16 protein-coding genes are annotated in these 17523 nt (G+C 73.6%); 11 read left to right on the top strand and 5 right to left on the bottom strand.

Annotated elements, in window-relative coordinates; all coding sequences use genetic code 11:
- Nucleotides 1-18: 18 nt before the first annotated feature.
- Nucleotides 19-1017, top strand: a complete 999-nt coding sequence (locus J421_RS06855; protein WP_025410433.1) for an ornithine cyclodeaminase family protein — start codon at nucleotides 19-21, stop codon at nucleotides 1015-1017.
- A 24-nt stretch (nucleotides 1018-1041) separates the two neighbouring features.
- Nucleotides 1042-1506, top strand: coding sequence for a chromate resistance protein ChrB domain-containing protein (locus J421_RS06860; RefSeq protein WP_025410434.1), 465 nt, complete (start codon nucleotides 1042-1044; stop codon nucleotides 1504-1506).
- A gap of 95 nt (nucleotides 1507-1601) precedes the next feature.
- Here the strand turns inward: J421_RS06860 and J421_RS06865 are convergent, their stop codons facing one another.
- The gene (locus tag J421_RS06865; protein ID WP_025410435.1) at nucleotides 1602-2846 is read right to left on the bottom strand and encodes a hypothetical protein; all 1245 of its coding nucleotides are present in this window, start codon (nucleotides 2844-2846) and stop codon (nucleotides 1602-1604) included.
- 14 nt (nucleotides 2847-2860) lie between these two features.
- Nucleotides 2861-3655 carry an outer membrane protein gene (locus J421_RS06870; protein WP_025410436.1) on the bottom strand — a complete coding sequence of 265 codons (795 nt, stop codon included), beginning with the start codon at nucleotides 3653-3655 and terminating at the stop codon, nucleotides 2861-2863.
- A 365-nt stretch (nucleotides 3656-4020) separates the two neighbouring features.
- Between J421_RS06870 and J421_RS06875 the strand changes: the two genes are divergently transcribed.
- The 8 genes from J421_RS06875 (at nucleotide 4021) to J421_RS06910 (ending at nucleotide 10534) form a co-directional block, all read left to right on the top strand.
- Nucleotides 4021-4713 (top strand): hypothetical protein, encoded by a 693-nt coding sequence (locus J421_RS06875; RefSeq protein WP_025410437.1) that lies wholly within the window; start codon nucleotides 4021-4023, stop codon nucleotides 4711-4713.
- 89 nt (nucleotides 4714-4802) lie between these two features.
- Nucleotides 4803-5480 carry a hypothetical protein gene (locus tag J421_RS06880; RefSeq protein ID WP_025410438.1) on the top strand — a complete coding sequence of 226 codons (678 nt, stop codon included), beginning with the start codon at nucleotides 4803-4805 and terminating at the stop codon, nucleotides 5478-5480.
- 22 nt (nucleotides 5481-5502) lie between these two features.
- Nucleotides 5503-6258 carry a copper homeostasis protein CutC gene (locus J421_RS06885; protein WP_025410439.1) on the top strand — a complete coding sequence of 252 codons (756 nt, stop codon included), beginning with the start codon at nucleotides 5503-5505 and terminating at the stop codon, nucleotides 6256-6258.
- Nucleotides 6259-6545: 287 nt separating this feature from the next.
- Nucleotides 6546-6974, top strand: coding sequence for a hypothetical protein (locus J421_RS06890; RefSeq protein WP_025410440.1), 429 nt, complete (start codon nucleotides 6546-6548; stop codon nucleotides 6972-6974).
- A gap of 120 nt (nucleotides 6975-7094) precedes the next feature.
- The gene (locus tag J421_RS06895; protein WP_025410441.1) at nucleotides 7095-8531 is read left to right on the top strand and encodes an amidohydrolase family protein; all 1437 of its coding nucleotides are present in this window, start codon (nucleotides 7095-7097) and stop codon (nucleotides 8529-8531) included.
- A gap of 71 nt (nucleotides 8532-8602) precedes the next feature.
- Nucleotides 8603-9325 carry a DNA alkylation repair protein gene (locus tag J421_RS06900; protein WP_201773114.1) on the top strand — a complete coding sequence of 241 codons (723 nt, stop codon included), beginning with the start codon at nucleotides 8603-8605 and terminating at the stop codon, nucleotides 9323-9325.
- A 41-nt stretch (nucleotides 9326-9366) separates the two neighbouring features.
- Nucleotides 9367-9801 carry a hypothetical protein gene (locus J421_RS06905; protein WP_148306190.1) on the top strand — a complete coding sequence of 145 codons (435 nt, stop codon included), beginning with the start codon at nucleotides 9367-9369 and terminating at the stop codon, nucleotides 9799-9801.
- 124 nt (nucleotides 9802-9925) lie between these two features.
- Nucleotides 9926-10534 (top strand): histidine phosphatase family protein, encoded by a 609-nt coding sequence (locus J421_RS06910; protein ID WP_025410444.1) that lies wholly within the window; start codon nucleotides 9926-9928, stop codon nucleotides 10532-10534.
- Between the two features lie 106 nt (nucleotides 10535-10640).
- On the opposite strand, the gene J421_RS06915 is transcribed toward J421_RS06910, so the two are convergent.
- On the bottom strand, nucleotides 10641-12110 hold the full coding sequence (locus tag J421_RS06915; RefSeq protein ID WP_025410445.1) for a peptidase dimerization domain-containing protein: 1470 nt from the start codon (nucleotides 12108-12110) through the stop codon (nucleotides 10641-10643).
- Nucleotides 12111-12358: 248 nt separating this feature from the next.
- Between J421_RS06915 and J421_RS06920 the strand changes: the two genes are divergently transcribed.
- Complete coding sequence (locus tag J421_RS06920; protein WP_025410446.1) at nucleotides 12359-14524, top strand: ATP-binding protein; 2166 nt, start codon at nucleotides 12359-12361, stop codon at nucleotides 14522-14524.
- A gap of 43 nt (nucleotides 14525-14567) precedes the next feature.
- On the opposite strand, the gene J421_RS06925 is transcribed toward J421_RS06920, so the two are convergent.
- Together J421_RS06925 and J421_RS06930 are read right to left on the bottom strand one after the other, a co-directional pair.
- On the bottom strand, nucleotides 14568-15218 hold the full coding sequence (locus J421_RS06925) for an outer membrane beta-barrel protein (protein ID WP_025410447.1): 651 nt from the start codon (nucleotides 15216-15218) through the stop codon (nucleotides 14568-14570).
- Nucleotides 15215-17356, bottom strand: coding sequence for a M20/M25/M40 family metallo-hydrolase (locus J421_RS06930; RefSeq protein WP_025410448.1), 2142 nt, complete (start codon nucleotides 17354-17356; stop codon nucleotides 15215-15217). The genes J421_RS06925 and J421_RS06930 overlap by 4 nt, the downstream gene beginning before the upstream one ends.
- Nucleotides 17357-17523 lie beyond the last annotated feature (167 nt).

The following is a 17523-nucleotide window of genomic DNA, read 5'->3' on the forward strand; positions in this document are numbered from 1 at the left end:
GCCCCGCACCCGCGCTCGATGCCGCCCACGCAAGCGCACACGCTCGTCCTCACGCGCGCCGACGTCGTCGCCCTGCTCGACCTCGACGCGTGCATCGACGCCGTCGAGGACGCGTTCCGCGCCCACGCCGCGGGTTACGTGCTGCCGGCCGGTGTGCTCGGGACGCGCGCCGCCGAGGGCGGCTTCCACGTGAAGGTCGCCGGGCTGCGGCGCGGGCGGCCGTACTACGCCGCGAAGGTGAACGCGAACTTCCCCGGCAACGCGGGCCGCGGGCTCCCCACCATCCAGGGCGTCGTCGCGCTGCACGATGCCGCCGACGGCTCGCTGCTCGCGCTGCTCGACTCCGGCGCGCTCACGGCGCTCCGCACCGCCGCCGCGACCGCCGTCGCCGCGCGGCACCTCGCCCGTGTCGACGCGCGCACCGTGACGGTCGTCGGCTGCGGCGTGCAGGGGCGCGCACAGCTCCGCGCGCTCGCCCGGGTGCGGCCGCTCGCGCGCGCGTACGCGTGCGACCACGATGCGGCCGCGGCGCGCGCGTTCGCCGACGAGCTGTCGCGCGCGCTCGCGATCCCCGTGGAGGTGGCCGCCGACCACCGCGCCGCGGCGTCGGCGAGCGACGTCGTCGTCACGTGCACCACCGCGCGCGGCGCGCTGCTCGACGCGGGCGACGTGCGCGCCGGTGCGTTCGTCGCCGCCGTCGGCGCCGACGCGGAGGACAAGCAGGAGCTCACGCCCGCGCTGCTCGCGTCGAGCGCCGTCGTCGTCGACGTGCTCGCGCAGTGCGCCGCGATCGGCGACCTGCACCACGCGCTCGACGCCGGTGCGATGCGGCGCGACGACGTGCGCGGCGAGCTCGCCGACGTGGTGAGCGGCCGCCGGCCCGGCCGCCTGCGCGACGACGAGGTCGTGGTGTTCGACAGCACCGGCACCGCGCTCGAGGACGTCGCCGCCGCGGCCGTGATCTACGAGCGGGCGTGCGCGCTCGGCCGCGGCGTCGCGCTCGTGTTAGGCACCTGAGGCCCACCCATCGGAGGTCGCGCCATGCAGTGGATCACGCGCCAGCACCCGAAGATCGACCGCGTCGCCTGCCCGTGGCTCGTCGCGCGCTTCATCGACGCGGAAGCCGAGTTCCTGTTCGTGCCGCCGGACGACGTCGCGTCCGAGGCGGCGCGCACGGGCGCGGTCCCGTTCGACGTCGACGGCGTGGAGCTGTCGCACGACGGCCCGCGCTGCAGCTTCGACGCGTTCCTCGCGAAGTACGCCGTCGACGATCCCGCGCTCGACACGATCGCGACCATCGTGCGCGGCGCCGACACCGCGCGGCTCGACCTCGCGCCGCAGGCGGCCGGGCTGCTCGCGATCTCGCTCGGCCTGTCGCGCCTCTTCCGCGACGACCACGAGATGCTCCGCCACGGCTTCGTGCTGTACGACGCGCTCTATGCCTGGTGCCGCGAGGCGCGCGACGAGACGCACACGTGGAACCCGCAGCGCACGGCGGCCGCGTGAACCCGGTGAACCGCGTCGTCCACGGGTGAAAACGCCGACGGCGGCTCGATCCCGAGCCGCCGTCGCGTGCGCTGCCTAACGTCGTTGGGCGCTCGTCACGGCACCCGCGGGTGCGCGGTGCGCTCGCCGCCCGAGCTGCTCGAGCCGGTCGAGCTGGACGGCGTCGACGACGATCCCGACGAGCTGCCCGACGAGCTGCTCGACCCGGCGTTCGTGTACCCGCTGCCGCGCGACACCGACGGCTCCGAGCGGTTCTCCGTGTAGCCCTGGCCGCGCACGACGCGCGGGTTCGTGCTCGGAGTCGCCGGCGTGTCGCCGTTGCGGACGATGATGATCGGGCCGCTGTAGCCGTAGCCGTAGCCGCCGTACGGGTACCCGTACGGGCTGCCGTAGCCGTACCGGTAGCCATACGGCGAGTAGTACGACCCGTACGCGCCCCAGCCGAACGGCGAGTAGCCGTACGGGTCGATGTACACCGGGATCGTCCGGCCGCTCACGACGTTCCCCTGCGACGCGTTCGACGGGCGGAGCAGGTCGGCGTCACGCGAGCCGCGGTTGATCGCGAACGTCTTCGGGAACGTGAGCGCCACCATGAGGTCCGTCACGCTCCCCGGCACGCCCGCGTCGGCGAGCGACACGAGGTCCTTCGCGTCGAGCGCGAAGCCCTGGCCGCGCTCGAGCAGCCACGCCTCGACGACCGGCGTCTGCGCGTGCTTCACCGCGTCGGTGACGTCCTCGGGGCCGATCGGGCCCGCCGCCGCGCCGCGCGCGGTGCTCACCGCCAGCGCGGCGCCGGAGATCCGGCTCGTCACCTCGGCCGGCAGGCCCGCGAGGTCGGTCACCGGGCGATAGCGCGTGACGTGCACGCCGCTGTTCTTCCCCGTCGTCACGCCCTGCACGTCGAGCCACTCGCCGCTCGGCGCGAACGCGAGGATGCCGCTCGTCGAGCGCTTCACGCCGTCGCAGGTGAGGTCGGCCTTCAGGTACACGCGCAGGCCGTCCGCCGACCACTCGGCGCTCTCGACCCCGGTGCATCCCTCGCGGCCGATCTCGTGCTTCGCACCCGTCGCGTCGACGTGCGTGCGCTCGGCCACCTTGCCGTTCACGACGTTCATGACGTCGACCTCGGACGGGCCGCCGCTCGGCACGACGCAGACGCGCATCGCCTTCGCGTCGTCCGTCGTCGTGATGGCGTTGTCCGGCGACACCGGCTGCCAGCAGCCGACGAACGCCCGCCAGCGCGTGTCGGTCTGGGCGCCGCTCTGGGCCCCGGCCGTGGTCGACGCGAGGGCGCCGACGACGAGCGTCGCCGCGAGCGTGTACGTGATCCGTGCTCTCATGGTCTGCTCCTCGGTCAGAATCGGACGGTCAGGCCGGCCGTCGCTGCGAGCCCCGACAGATCGATGCGCTGGAAGCCCGCATAATCCGAGCTGAGCCCCGCGCGCCCCCACGTATACCGCGTCTCCGCCGTGAGCGCGAGTCGCGGATTCAGCGTGTAATCCAAGCCCCCGAATGCGTGCGCCTCACCCGTCCAGTTCGACGACTCGAACGTCGCCGTGAAGATCCGCGTGTTCGGCGTGTTGAAGTCGACGAAGTCGCCCTGCTGCTGGAAGCGGTACCAGATGAACCCGCCGCCGCCGCCGAGGTACGGCGAGAGACGGCTCGGCACCCAGGCGAACTTCCCGATCGACCGGCCGCGCGGCGTCAGGTACAGCTTGAGGCTCCCCGTGATCGGCACGCGCTGGAACGTCGTCGTCTGCTCGATCTCCGCGTTCTGGTTGCTGCCGACCGTCTCGGTGAAGTCGCGGTAGTGCGACCGCGTCCGGTTGCCCGCGTACGAGCTGCCGAGCACGAAGTCGAGCCGGTCGGAGATCCGGACGCCGATGTCCGCCGCCAGCGACGGCGCGCTGAAATCGCCCTTCGACAGGGTGAGCTTCCCGATCGTGGAGGGGTCGGTGAAGATGTCGCTGCCCGCCGTGGCGTGGTCGTACCCCGCCCGGATGGACAGCGACCCGACCGGTGTGCCGAGCAGGAACCCCTTGCCAGGCCCCCCGCCCTGAGCGAGCGCCGCCGCGGCCGGTGCGGCGAGACACGCGACGAGCGAGAGCGCCGAGAGCGACGTGCGACTGCCGAAACGGTGACGCGACATGGGACTTCCCCGGCACATGTGATCGGCCAAGCGGGCCGGCGACCTGCGCGACGAGAACGGCGTGGCCTCCTCCACGATCTGGCGAGACGCTCGAGTGCGCAACGCCAAGAGGGTGCCACCGGCGGGGGTCACCCGCCGCGTGCGCAAGCTCCACATCTACTACGCTTTACCTGCCACGGACGTTCATTCGCCCGAGGGCGGCGTCCCTCCGCGGCGACAGCGGTGTCACCACCGGGCGACAGTGGGTCCGGTCCCGCGCCACGCGTCAGGCGCGCGCTCGCTCGGGCGACGCGGTTCGTCACATAGCGGTCGCGGTCGGCGCGTGATCTGCACTCGGGAGCCACGTCCTCAATGCAGGAGGACGTATGCACGTCGCGTTCGAACGGTCGCGGGTCTCGCACCGGACGCTGACGGTGCTGGCGCTCGCCGGTTGGGTCCTCACCACGACGCCGCCACTCCGCGCGCAACGCGGAGACACCCTGTCGCGCGGCCCGGTCCAGCGTGCCGCGGTCATCTTCACGCGGATCGACTCCGCCGTCCGCGCCGCCGGCGTCCGCCTCGACTCCGTGGCGCCGCTCCGCTCGGAGCAGGGGTGCCGGATGGTGCGCGGGGCGGTGCTCGGCATGGCCGCGTACCAGGGGTACCGTGCCGGCAGCCTCACGCACGTGACGGTGCGGAGCTGGCACGGCCCGCCGGCGATCGTCTTCGGCGCGGAGGCGGTCGGCGCCGCCACGGCGGTGGCGTGGGCGATGTTCGAGCCGCTGCCTCGGCCGATCCCGCTCTGCCCGGCGGAGATGCGCACGATCTCCGGCCGCTCCCCGAACGGCACCATCGGCTGTCGGGCGTCGCAGATCACCGCGGGGATGCTCGGCATGTCGAGCGGCTCGGTCGCCGCCGCCGTCGTCGCGCCGACGGTGACGGTGTTCGAGTTCCTCGGCGGCCGCACGAAGGCGCACCGACGGCGCGACCGGAAGATGATCGTGATCGGGCTCCCGCTCGCCGGCGCGACGGCCGGCGCGTTCGACGCGCACCGCCGAACGCCCTGTCGGTCGAGGTAGCGCGCCGATATGTTCGGCGCCCGGCAGCGTACTGAGCCGCGACGACGCGGCGACCGTACGAGCACCGGCGTCCGCTTCACGGGTGCGACGTGCGTCCTCCCCGAATCCACGACGGCCTCGCGCGGGCCGTCGCGCTGCTGCTCGTTTCCGCGTGCGCATCGACGACACTCAGGGCGCAGCAGCCCGACAGCGCGCAACGCGGTCCCATCGCGCACCCGACGGGGGCCCTCGTCGCCGGCGATTCGTCGGCCGCCGTCGTGTCCCAGGAGGCATTCCGGCTCAACGCCGGCTGCCAGCTCTCGCGGGCCGCGGTGCTCGGGATCGGGGGCTACATGGGCTACGTGATGGGTGACCTGGCGGCGCTGTCGATGACACCGGGCCACCTGCCGTCACGCGACACGTTCCTCGGCGTCGGCGTCGTCGGAGCGGTCGTCGGGGTCGTCTCGTACGCGGACGTTCCACTCGCGCACAGGCTGCCGTTCTGCCCGAGAGCGATGCGCACCGTTTCCGGGCGATCGTCGCTCGGCGCCGTGTCGTGTCGCGCGGCGCGGGTCGTGAACGGCATGCTCGGCTTCTCGAGCGGGAGCCTGGTCGCCTTCCTCGTGAACTTACCCGGGGAGCTCGGCGACGGCCTGCACGGCGACACGCGCGCGCATCACAAGGCCAGGGCGATGGCGTCGGTGACGCTGCCCGTCGCCGGTGCCGTCGCCGGTGTGCTCATGGCGGGCGAGCAGCCGGTCTGTCGCGCGAGGCGGGCCGCGCGCTGACGACGGCGGCTATCGTTCCGCCATGCCCGTCGTCGTCGAAGCCTGCATCGATTCCGTCGCCTCCGCCGTGGCGGCCGAGCGTGGCGGCGCCGCGCGCGTGGAGCTGTGCGACGCGCTGCACGACGCCGGCACGACGCCGAGCGCGGGGATGATCGCGGCGGTGAAGGAGCGCGTGCGCGTTCCCGTGTTCGTCATCGTCCGACCGCGCGGTGGCGGCTTCGTCTACTCCGCCGAGGAGCTGGACGTCATGCGCCGCGACGTGATCGCCGCCCGGCGGCTCGGCGCCGACGGCGTGGTGATCGGCGCGCTGCGGCCCGACGGCACGGTGGACGACGCGGCGACGCGCGCGCTCGTCGACGCCGCCGAGGGACTGCCGGTGACGTTCCACCGCGCGTTCGATCTCGTGGCCGACCGCGACGCCGCGCTCGACGCGCTCGTCGCCTGCGGCGTGTCGCGCGTGCTGACGTCCGGCGGCGCGCCGTCGGCGATCGAGGGCGCCGACGCGATCGCCGCGCTCGTGCGGCGTGCCGCGGACCGTCTCACCGTGCTGGCCGGCGGCGGCATACGCGAGGCGCACGTGGCCGAGCTGGTGCGCCGCACCGGCGTGCGCGAGGTGCACGTGCGCGGCAGTCGACTGACGCGCACCGAGATGACGTCCGCGAACGGCGCCATCCGCCTGCGCAAGCCGCTGCCCGACGACGAAGGCGCGTGGGAGGAGACGGACGAGGCGCGCATCCGCGAGCTCGTGCACCGGGCGAACGCGGAGCCGGGCGGGTGACGATATGGGACGGGCTGTACGTGGCTCACGCGGAGGCGCGGAGAACGCGGAGAGCTGTTTCTTGTATCGAACCGCAGAGGACGCAGAGGACGCAGAGGACAACCAATTCTTGTTGGTTTCCTCTGCGTCCTCTGCGTCCTCTGCGGTCAACGCACACAGCCAAGGCAGTTCTCCGCGTTCTCCGCGTCTCCGCGTCCGACGCCGTCGTCGCGCTCGCGGCGCTACTCACCGCCTGCGACCGACCGTCGGGGCACGCCGCGCGCGCAACCCGCTCGGTCGCCGACAGTGTGCGTGGCGACAGCGCGGCGCTCGCGAGCCTGCCGCCGGCGTTGGCCGAGGCGTTCGCGGTGCGCGCGGTGCTGACGCGCGAGGCGCTGCGCGACACCGATGTCGCGTCGTGCGAGCCGCTGCTGCGGCGCGACACGAGCGCCGTGCGACGGCGGCTGCGCGCGCGGCTCGCCGACGGCTCGCGCACGGTGCTGTTCGTGCGTGCCGCGCGCGACACGATCCGGCGCGTGGAGCTGGTGCGGCGCGCGCGCGGCGGCGGGCAGCGCGGGTTCATCTGGGATGCGTCGACCGACGCGGCCGAGTCGGTAGAGTGGCGCGTCGGTGTCACTCGGCCGGAGGTGACGACGCTGCCGCGCGGCGGACCGGTGCCGCGGGCGCTGCGGGCGCTCGGGCGGCAGCTGCTCGCGCTGCCGTGTGACGGGCGCTGACGCGTTCGCGGGATCCGTCGCGCGCTCGCATGGTACCGGAGCGAGATTCCGGCGGTGCAATACTGGGCGAAGGGGGGGGAGCCCCCCCGGGACCTAGGTACCGCGAACCGACCCCGCGAGATGCCTGACGCCATCCGTGCCGCGCGGCTCGCCGCGCTCGTCCCCGCCGTCACGCTGAGCGCCGTGACGAACGCCGCCGCCCAGCCCGCGCTCGCGGCCGAGCTGCGGCCGTTCGTGAGCGTCGACGCACCGGTCGTCGCACTCACCCACGCGCGCGTGATCGACGGCACCGGCGCGCCGCCGCGCGCGGACCAGACGATCGTCATCGAGGGCGGCGCCATCCGCGCGGTGGGCGACGCCGCGTCGGTCGTGGTGCCGGCCGGCGCGCGCACGATCGATCTCGCGGGACGCACGGTGCTGCCGGGGCTCGTGATGGTGCACGAGCACATGTTCTACCCGTCGGGCGGCGGCACCGTGTACAACGAGCAGGCGTTCAGCTTCCCGCGCCTCTACCTCGCCGGCGGCGTCACCACCGCGCGCACGGCGGGGAACATGGTGGGCTACGCGGACCTCGAGCTGAAGAGCGCGATCGACGAGGGGCGGGCGTTAGGCCCGGCGCTCGACGTCACCGCGCCGTACCTCGAGGGGCCGGGGCTGCCGATCTACCAGGTGCACGCGCTCACCGGTCCCGACGACGCGCGGCAGATGGTCGCGCACTGGGCCGACCGCGGCGCGACGTCGTTCAAGGCGTACATGCACATCACGCGGGCCGAGCTGAAGGTCGCGGCCGACGAGGCGCACCGGCGCGGGCTCAAGATCACCGGCCACCTCTGCTCGGTGACGTTCCGCGAGGCCGCGGCGTTAGGCATCGACAACCTGGAGCACGGGGTCGTCGTGGCGAGCGACTTCGCCGCCGGCAAGACGCCCGACGCGTGCCCCGCGAACCAGCAGGCGTCGGTCGCCGCGGCGCCGGACGACTCGATCGTCGCCCTCGCGCGCGACCTCGCGACGCGGAAGGTCGCGCTCACCTCGACGCTCACCGTGTTCGAGACGTTCGCGCCGAACCGGCCGCCCGCGCCTAACGGTGCGCTGGACGCGATGCTCCCCGAGGCGCGCGAGCAGTACCTCCGCCGGCGCCTCGCGATCGCGTCGCAGCCGGCGTCGCCGTGGACGATGCTGCTCGCGAAGGAGATGCGCTTCGAGCGCGAGTTCCTGCGCGCCGGCGGGCTGCTCCTCGCGGGCACCGATCCCACCGGCTACGGCGGCGTCGTCGCGGGCTACTCGAACGCGCGCGAGCTCGAGCTGCTCGTCGAGGCGGGTCTGACGCCGCTCGAGGCGATCACGGTCGGCACGCTGCACGGCGCGCGCTACCTCGGCCGCGCGGACCGCGTCGGCTCGATCGCCGTCGGCAAGCGCGCGGATCTCGTCGTCGTGCGCGGCGATCCGTCGGCGCGCATCGCCGACGTGGAGAACGTGGAGACGGTGTTCAAGGACGGCGTCGGCTACGACTCGGCGAAGCTGTTCGCGTCGGTCAAGGGGCAGGTGGGGCTGCACTGATGACGCGCCCGTCTCGTTCGACCTCGGCACGAGCACGGTCTCCCGGTACGCTGCGGGCCGGCGGCGTGGTCGTGGCGCCACCGGCCGTGACGCTCCAGGCGCTCGTCGCCGAGGTGCGCGCGCTCGCCGATCCGGCGCGGGCGGAGGGCGCGGCGCGCTTCTTCCGCGTCGGTCCGGGCCAGTATGGGGAAGGGGACCGGTTCCTCGGCCTCACGGTGCCGCAGGTGCGCCGGCTCGCGCGCTCGCATCGCACGCTCCCGTTCCACGACGTCGTCGCGCTGCTGCGGTCCGAGTGGCACGAGGAGCGGCTGCTCGCGATCCTGCTGCTCGTCGACGCGCACGACGGCGCGGACGCCGAGCTGCGGCGCCGGATCCTCGACGTCTACCTGTCGCCCGACACGCGCGTCGACAACTGGGATCTCGTGGACGCGTCGGCGGCGCGCATCGTCGGCCCACACGTGTCGTCAGACGACGTCTCGCTGCTCGACCGACTGGCGAGCGCGCCGTCGCTGTGGCACCGGCGCATCGCGATGATCGCGACGCTCCACCACATCCGGCTCGGCGAGATGCGTCCCGCGCTGCACATCGCCGAGCGGCTGCTCGACGACGGGCACGATCTCATTCACAAGGCGGTCGGATGGATGCTGCGCGAGACGTGGCACCGCGACGCCGCGGCGGCCGAGGGATTCATGCGTCGGCACTACGCGCGGCTGCCGCGCACGACGCTGCGCTACGCGATCGAGCGGTTTCCCGAGCCGCGTCGTCGACGCTGGCTCACTGGCGACCTGGCGTGACGGGCTGGCGTGCGGCGCGCGAGGCAGCGAGGTTCGTCGCCATGCGATCCGTCCGACATCTCTCCTCGCTCGCGCTCGGGCTCGCGCTCGCCGCTCCGGTGCGCGCGCAGCAGCCGGTGTTCGGGCTGCACGTCGCCGGTCCCGTGCGCGCGTCGGCGTCGGTGGGCGTGTGGCTCGGCGAGGATCCGCGCCACGACGCGGCGAGCGGCGCGGTGCTGCTCGTCGAGCCGGGGCTGCGCGGCGGCCGCGCGTCGGTGGGCTACGCGTACGCGCTGCGCGGCGGGTTCGGATCGTTCGTGACGGCGCGAGCGAGCGCGCTGCGCACCTGGCGCATGGTGGGCCCGCCGCGCACGTACGCCGGGGCCGAGGTGCAGGTGCTGCCGCTCCTCGCGGTGGGGCCGCGGCTCGGTGCGTTCGTGCCGACGAGCGGCGCGCGGCGCGTGCTCTGGATCCTCGACGTCGGACTCGGGCTCTGAGCGCGCGCGGTACCTAGTATCCAGGGGGGCTCCCCCCCCTTCGCCCAAGGTTCCACTCGGCGGCGCGCACCGCGGTATCAGAACGACGCGTGCCGTCGCATTCCGACGCACCAGCCCATCGCCGATGTCGCGCCGCCTCGCACCGCTCCTCGCCCTCGCCGTCACGGTCGTCATCCCCTCGTACGCGGGGATCGCCGCGCAGCCCGTGACGAAGGACGCCACGGCCGCCGCCCCCACGGTGGTCGTCCTCGTGCGCCACGCCGAGAAGGCCGCCGAGCCGGCGACGGATCCCGCGCTCACGCCGGCGGGCGAGGCACGCGCGCAGGCGCTCGCCGCAGCGCTCGCCGACGCGCACGTCGACGCGGTGCTCAGCACGCCGTACGCGCGCACGCGCGCCACCGCGGCGCCGCTCGCCGCGCGCGCCGGGCTCACGCCGGAGATCGTCCCCATCGGCGCCGGCGGCGCGCCGGAGCACGCGGCGGCCGTCGCGGCGGCGATCCGCGGCAAGCACCGCGGCCACACGGTGCTCGTCGTGGAGCACAGCAACACGATCCCGGCGGTGATCCGCGCGCTCGGCGGTCCGGCGATGAAGGATCTGTGCGACGCGCAGTACGCGTCGCTGTTCGTGCTCGTGCTGCCTAACGACGGCGGCGCGGCGCGGCTGGTGCGCTCGACGTACGGCGCGGCCGACCCGCCGGGCGCGGACGCGTGCGCGGCGTCGGGGATGCGGTAGCACGGCGAGGGCAGGAGGGCAGGAGGGCGCGCGCGAAACGCGCGAGGGCAGGAGAGCCTAACGACTCTCCTGCCCTCCTGCCCTCCTGCCCTCCTGCCCTCCTGCCCTAGGGCTTCAGCTCCGGCGCGTATGCCTCCCGCAGCCCCGCCACGTACCGGTCGAACAGCGCCGCCATCGTCTTCTGCTCGGTCTGCACCGTCGCGCGGAACGACGCGTTCGTGAGGAAGTCGAACAGCACCGCCGCCTCGACCTTCGCGTCCATGAGGAACGCGGTGTGTCCCATCGCGGTGAAGTTGTCGGCGGTCATCTCGTAGGTGTGGTTCGCGTGCTCCGAGCTCGCCACGCGCACGCCCACGCCCGGGATCTCGCGCGACACCCACCCCGATTCTTCGTAGCCCGACGGCCGCTCCGCTTCGTCGACGAGCTTCGGCGCGCCGAGCTTGCGCGCGTACGCGAACTGCAGCTCCTCGAGCGAGCCTAACGAGATCCCGTCGCGGTACTCGCCGACGTGCTCGATCTCGACCTCCACACCCATCGCGAGCGCCGCGCCGCGCGCCGCGTTCGCCATCATCGAGTCGATGTGCGCGAGGTAGATCTCGTCGGGGTAGCGGATGTAGTACTCCACCCGCGCGCGGTCGGGCACGACGTTGGGCGCCGCGCCGCCCTCGGGGATGATCCCCTGGATCGACGCTTCGGGGCGGAAGCTCGGACGCAGCCGGTCGACCGCGGTGTAGAACATCACCGCCGCCTCGAGCGCGTTGCGCCCGTTCCAGGAGCTCATCTGGTGCGACGGGCGTCCTTTGAAGACGTACTTCACCGAGTTGATGTTCAGGCAGCACACGCCGAACCCCGCGCGCGCGCGCGTCGTGCGCGTCGTCGAGTGGCTGCGCACGAGGATGTCGGCGCCCTTGAACACGCCGGCGCGCCACATGATCGTCTTCGCCGGCGGGTCCACCTCCTCGCCCGGCGTGCCGTAGATCGCGATGCGGCCGGGGACGCGCTTCTCGGTCATGTAGTCCTTCAGCGCGAGCGCCGCGGCGATCGCCACCGGCGACTGCGCGTTGTGCTGGTCGCCGTGAAAGTCGCCCTGCGTGCCGCGCAGCGCGTCGTACTCGCCGATGAGGCCCAACGTCGGCCCGTTGGTGCCGGCCGGCGAGTCCCACCGCGCGACGAACGCGGTGTGCAGCCCCGCCACGCCGGTGTCGACGCGGAAGCCGGCCGCGCGCAGCACCTTCGTGAGCGTGTCGACGGCGAGCACCTCCTTGAAGCCGACCTCGGGGTGGCGGCCGATCCAGTCGCTGAGCCCCTGCATGCCGCCGGTCCAGTACGACTCCACGCGCGCGAGCACGCGGTCGCGGTCGGCGTCGGCGCGCTCGGCCATCCGGCGCGCGAGCGGCGCGGGCGCGATGCGCGCCTGCAGCGCGTCGATCTCGGTGAGCACCTGCGCGGCGGCGGCGCGCTCCGTGGGCGTGGACTGTGCGCCGAGCGACGAGAGAACGGGCGACGCGACGAGCGACGACGCGGCGAGCGACAGCACGACGAGCGCGGGCGAGGGACGCATCGGAGTGCGGAGCATGAGCGGGTGAACGGTACGACCGCGTACCCAGGTCCGTACCTAGGTCCTGGGGGGCTCCCCCCCCACGCCCATCATAGCACCACGTTCGACCGGTCGCCGTACCATGCGAACGCGACGCAGCCCCCCGTGACGCATCGCACCGTGACGCGCACGTACGCTTCACTTCGCCGGCACGTCCCGATACCGTCCGGGTACCTCAGAGGAGGACCGTCCAGGAGCCGGTCCGCAGCGACGTACGGAGCAGTGACATGGATGGTCCGACCGACATCGAGGGAATGCTGGAGCCGGTCGACGCGTCGACGCGCGTCGCGGCCGGCGCGCTGCATCCGGCGCCGCCCGACCTCACGTTCCGTCTCATGGCCGAAGCGATGCCGCACCTCGTGTGGTCGGCGCGGCCGGACGGGACCGTGGACTACTTCAACGAGCGCTGGTACGCGTTCACCGGCAGCGCGCGTCCGGACGACGACGGCAACGGCGCGTCGCCGCGTGGAAGCTGGCTCGACGGGCTGCACCCCGACGACGTCGACGCCGCCGCGGCCGCGTGGCGGCGCGTACTGCACACCGGCGAGACGCTCGACGCGCGCTTTCGCCTGAAGGAAGCGGGCGACGCGTACCGGTGGTTCCTCGGCCGCGCGGCACCGCTGCGCGACGCGGCCGGCGCGGTGGTCCGATGGCTGGGCACGTGCACCGACGTCGACGATGCGACGCGCAACGAGGAGGCGATGGCGATCCTCGCGCGCGCCGGCGAGCTGCTCGGCGGCGCGCTCGCCGTGGAGCCCGCGCTCGCCGCCGCGGCGCGCGCGGCCGTGCCCACGCTCGCCGACTGGTGCGCGGTGGATCTCGCCGAGCGGCGCCCCGACGGATCGTTAGGCACGCACCGCGTCGCCGTCGAGCACCGCGACCCGGAGAAGGTCGCGCTCGCGCTGCGGCTCGCCGAGCGGTACCCGGACGCGAGCGACGCGCCGCACGGTGTGCCGCACGTGCTGCGCACCGGCCGTCCCGATCTCGTGCGCGAGATCCCGGCCGCGTTGCTCGAGGCCTCGGCGCGCGACGCCGAACACCTCGCGGCACTGAAGACGCTGGGCCTCTGCTCGTACATCGTCGTGCCGATCCTGGAGGCGGTCGCGCAGCTCGAGCTGCCCCACGGCGCGCCGCGCCCGGCGACGGATGCGGCGCCGTCGGTCCTCGGTGCGATCACCTTCGTGTCCGCGGAGAGCGAGCGCCGCTACACGGAGCGGGACGTCGAGGTCGCGTCCGAGCTCGCGCGCCGTGCCGCGCTCGCGCTCGAGCGCGCGCGGTTGTACGAGCACGCGCTGCGCGACCGCGAGCAGCTCGCCGAGCAGGCCGAGGAGCTGTCGGTGCAGAACGAGCGCCTGCAGGAGCAGGCCGCGGAGCTCGAGATGCAGGCCGCGCAGCTGCAGGAGCAGGCGACGGAGCTCGAGATCACGCACGAACAGCTCCAGCAGCAGGCCGCGGAGCTCGAGGTCTCGCAGGAGCAGCTGCAGGAGCAGGCGGCGGAGATGGAGGTCGCGAACGAGCAGCTCCAGGAGACGGCGGAGGAGCTGTCGCGCCGCGTGATGGAGCTCGAAGCGGCGAAGCGCGAGGTCGAGCACACGGCCGCCGAGCGCCAGCGGCTCATCACGGATCTCGAGCACGCGCGCGCGGACGCGGACGCCGCGCGCGAGCGGGCCGAGGAGGCGAACCGCGCGAAGAGCGAGTTCCTCGCGTCGATGAGCCACGAGCTGCGCACGCCGCTGAACGCGATCGGCGGCTACGCGGAGCTCATGGAGCTCGGCCTGCGCGGGTCGGTGACCGAGCAGCAGCGCGAGGACCTCGCGCGCATCCGACGCAGCCAGCGGCACCTGCTCACGCTCATCAACGACATCCTGAACTTCGCGCGCATCGAGGGCGGGCGCGTGGAGTACGATCTACGCGTGATCCGCCTCGCCGGCCTCGTGGCCGACGTGGTGCCGATGATCGAGCCCCAGGTCGTCGCGCAGCAGCTCACGTTCGACGTGCGCCTGCCGGGCGGCCCGGGAAGCGACGTGTCGGTGCGCGCGGACGCCGAGCGCGTGCGGCAGATCCTGCTCAACCTGCTGTCGAACGCCGTGAAGTTCACGCCGGCCGGCGGCCGCGTGGGCGTCGAGGTGGTGAACGATGATGCGCGCCCCGACGTGGTGCTGATCCGCGTCTCGGACACCGGCATCGGCATCCCGGCGGACAAGCAGGAGGCGGTGTTCGACGCGTTCGTGCAGGTGCACGCCGGGCTCACGCGCCGGCACGAGGGCACGGGCCTCGGCCTCGCCATCAGCCGCGACCTCGCGCGCGGCATGGGCGGCGACCTCACGGTGGAGAGCGAGGTCGGCAAGGGGAGCACGTTCACGCTGACCCTGCCGAGAGCGCGTGACGAGTGACGGGTGACGCGCGCCGTTAGGCAGATGCGTCACGCGTCGCGCGTCACTGATCGTTCATCCCGAACTCGAAGCTCGCGACGAGCATGATCGTCGAGTGCCGCGCGCTGGAGCCGGGCGAGACCTTCGTCAGCCCCATGCCGTAGCGCAGGTCGAGCTGGATCTGGCGCTCGCCGAAGGCCACCGAGCCGCCGCCGCCGCCCATCAGGCCGAGCGACAGCGGGTTCACCTCCTGGAACGGTCCGGCGATCTGCTTGCCCGATCCGTCGCACACGCCGCTCGTGGTCGCGCGCGGACCGGCGAGCTCCACGTCGCACCGCACCCGCGTGGCGAACGACGGGCCCGCGAAGACGTGGGCGAGCACCCGTCGGCCGGTGGGGATGTGCAGGCGCACCATCACGGGCACCTCGAGGTAGTCGACCTGCACCGACTCGCTTCCCACGCCGCCCGTCGTCGGCATGGCGAACGTGAACCCTTTCCTCACGAAGAGCAGCTCCGACTGCAGCGACACGCGCTGCGTCCCCCACACGCGCAGCGATCCGCCGACCACGGGGCCCGTGGTGCCCGACTGGATCGCCTCCGCGCCGCCGATGGGACGCGAGTAGCTCGCGCCGGCGAGGAGGCCGAGGCTCACCTGCGCCTGCGCCGCGCGCGCGAGCGCGAGCGAGGCGCCGATCGCGACGAGCGTCCGCGTCATCGCAGCGCCTCCACCGCGCGGCCGAGCGCCGCCGTCGCCGCGTCGATGCGGCCGGCCAGGTCGGCGATCTCGCGCTCCAGCAGTGTGCGGTCGCCGGCGCGCGCGGCCTCGCTCACCGACGGCAGCGGGATGTTCGCGTAGCCGTTGTCCTCGTCCGACGCGTACACGAGGTTGCGGAACCACGGCCGCGTGCGAAGCCCTTCGGGGCGGGTGAGCGCGCGCTCCACCTGCTTCAGCGCCTCGTTCGCCGCGGCGAGCGACTGGCGCGTCGGCGCGTTAGGCGTGGCGAGACGCGCGTCGCGCGCGGCGGCGAAGTCGGCGGCCGCGCGCTCCATGCGGTCGAGCGCGGCCGACACCGGCGCGAGGCTCGGCTGCGCGCCGCCGGGCGTCCCCGTCCACCCGCGCGTGGCGAGCGAGCGCACGATCGGGCCGACGTAGCGTCGCAGGGTGCGCGCGTACTCCACGTAGTCGTACGGGAGCACGTCGGCGTCGGCGAGACGCAGCACCATGCCGGCGGCGACGCGCGCCGCGGCCGCGTGGTACGCGTACGTGGGATCGCCGAACTTCGTCATCCACGCGTACGAGTCGTACTGCGAGTGATACACGCCGCCCGCGCCGCCGAACCCCCACTCCGCGATGGGAATGCCGAGGTGGTTGTAGAAGCCGGCGAAGTCGCTGCCGCCGCCGGGATCGCCCATGTTCGGCGTCGCCGTGTCCACGACGCCCGCGCGGCGGCGCCACACGTCGTACACGCTCCCGCGGCCGCTCGGATCCGGCACCGTCGACGCGACGTCGCGCAGCACCGCGCGCAGCGACGGCGAGCCGCCGCCGCCGAACGCCGGCCCCTGCGCGGCGACGTCCTGGTTGAGGTAGGCCACGGCGTGGCGCGCGAGGCGCAGCGAGTCGTCCTCGACGTACTCCGTGGATCCGACCAGCCCCCACTCCTCCGCGTCCCACGTCGCGAACACGATGGTGCGTCTCGGGCGGTGGCCGGCCTTCAGCTGCTCCGCGACCGCGCGCGCCGCCTCGAGCACGCTCACCGTGCCGCTCACGTTGTCGGCGGCGCCGGGGCCCCAGCCGTCGCGGTGTCCGCCGATGATCACCAGCTCGTCGGGCAGCTCGGCGCCGCGCACGACACCGAAGGTGTCCCAGATCGTCTTGTACGCCGCGGTCGCCGAGTCGTCGCGCACCTGCACGCGCGCGCGCACCGGACCGGGGCCGACGTGGTAGCGGAACGGCAGCCCGCCCTGCCACGACGCGGGTATCGCCGCGCCGCCTAACGGCTCGAGCAGACGCGCCGCGTTGCCGTACGAGATGGGCACGACCGGGATGTGCGGCACGCCCATGCGGTCGGCGGAGACGCACGGCGCGTTCGGCAGGCTCGGATAGCCCGGCGTGCACGGATCGCCGTCGCCGTTGAACACGGAGCCGCGCTGCACGCCGTTCGCGTTGCGCATGGGTCCCGCGGGATACACGTCGCCGCGCACGTAGCCGTCGTCGGCGGGATCGCTGTAGATGAGGAGCGCGACCGCGCCGCGCTTCTCCGCCTCGCGCGCCTTGATGCCGCGAAACGACCGCCCGTAGCGCGCGAGCACCACCTTGCCGCGCACCGACACGCCGACCGAGTCGAGCTGCGCGTAGTCCTCGATGAGACCGTAGTTGACGTACACCACGTCGCCGGTCGCGTCGCCGGCCGCGCTCGACCCGTTCACGGTGGGGTACTGCGGCAGGTACGACGTGGAGTCGCCCGGCACCGGCGGCTCGGCGAGCGCGAGCTCCTCCGATCGACCGTCGGGCGTTAGGCGCCACACGTGCACCGCGGTCGCGTGCGGCATCCACACGCGGTACGCGCGCACCTCGGTCTCGAGGCCGAGCTTCTTCATCTCGGCGATCACGTAGTCGCGCGTGCGCGCCTGCGCCGGCGTGCCGGCGACGTGCGTCTCCGCGGAGAGCGCGCGCGAGTGCGCGCGGGCGCGCGCCGGATCGGGACGCGCGATGGCGGCGGCTTCGGCGGCCGACTCCCGCGCCGCGTTCGCCGGCGTGAAGCCGACGAGCGGGCGCGCGTCCTTCGTGACGGGCTGCTGGGCGGCGAGCGCGAGCGGCGCGAGCGAGGCGAGAGCGAGACGGCGGAGCGACACGTCGGTGGGGACGAGGGTCGGTGCGGGCGGGGCGCGCGGCACAGCTTAGCGTCGCTCCCGGCGGGACGCGACCCTCGGTGTGGGGCTCACGACTCCACGTACGAGTCTGTATAGGACTGAAGAAGGACTGAAGAGGGACTGAAGAAGGAAACTCCAACAAGAAGTGT

It is taken from the genome of Gemmatirosa kalamazoonensis, assembly GCF_000522985.1.
GTDB classification, from domain to species: Bacteria; Gemmatimonadota; Gemmatimonadetes; order Gemmatimonadales; family Gemmatimonadaceae; genus Gemmatirosa; species Gemmatirosa kalamazoonensis.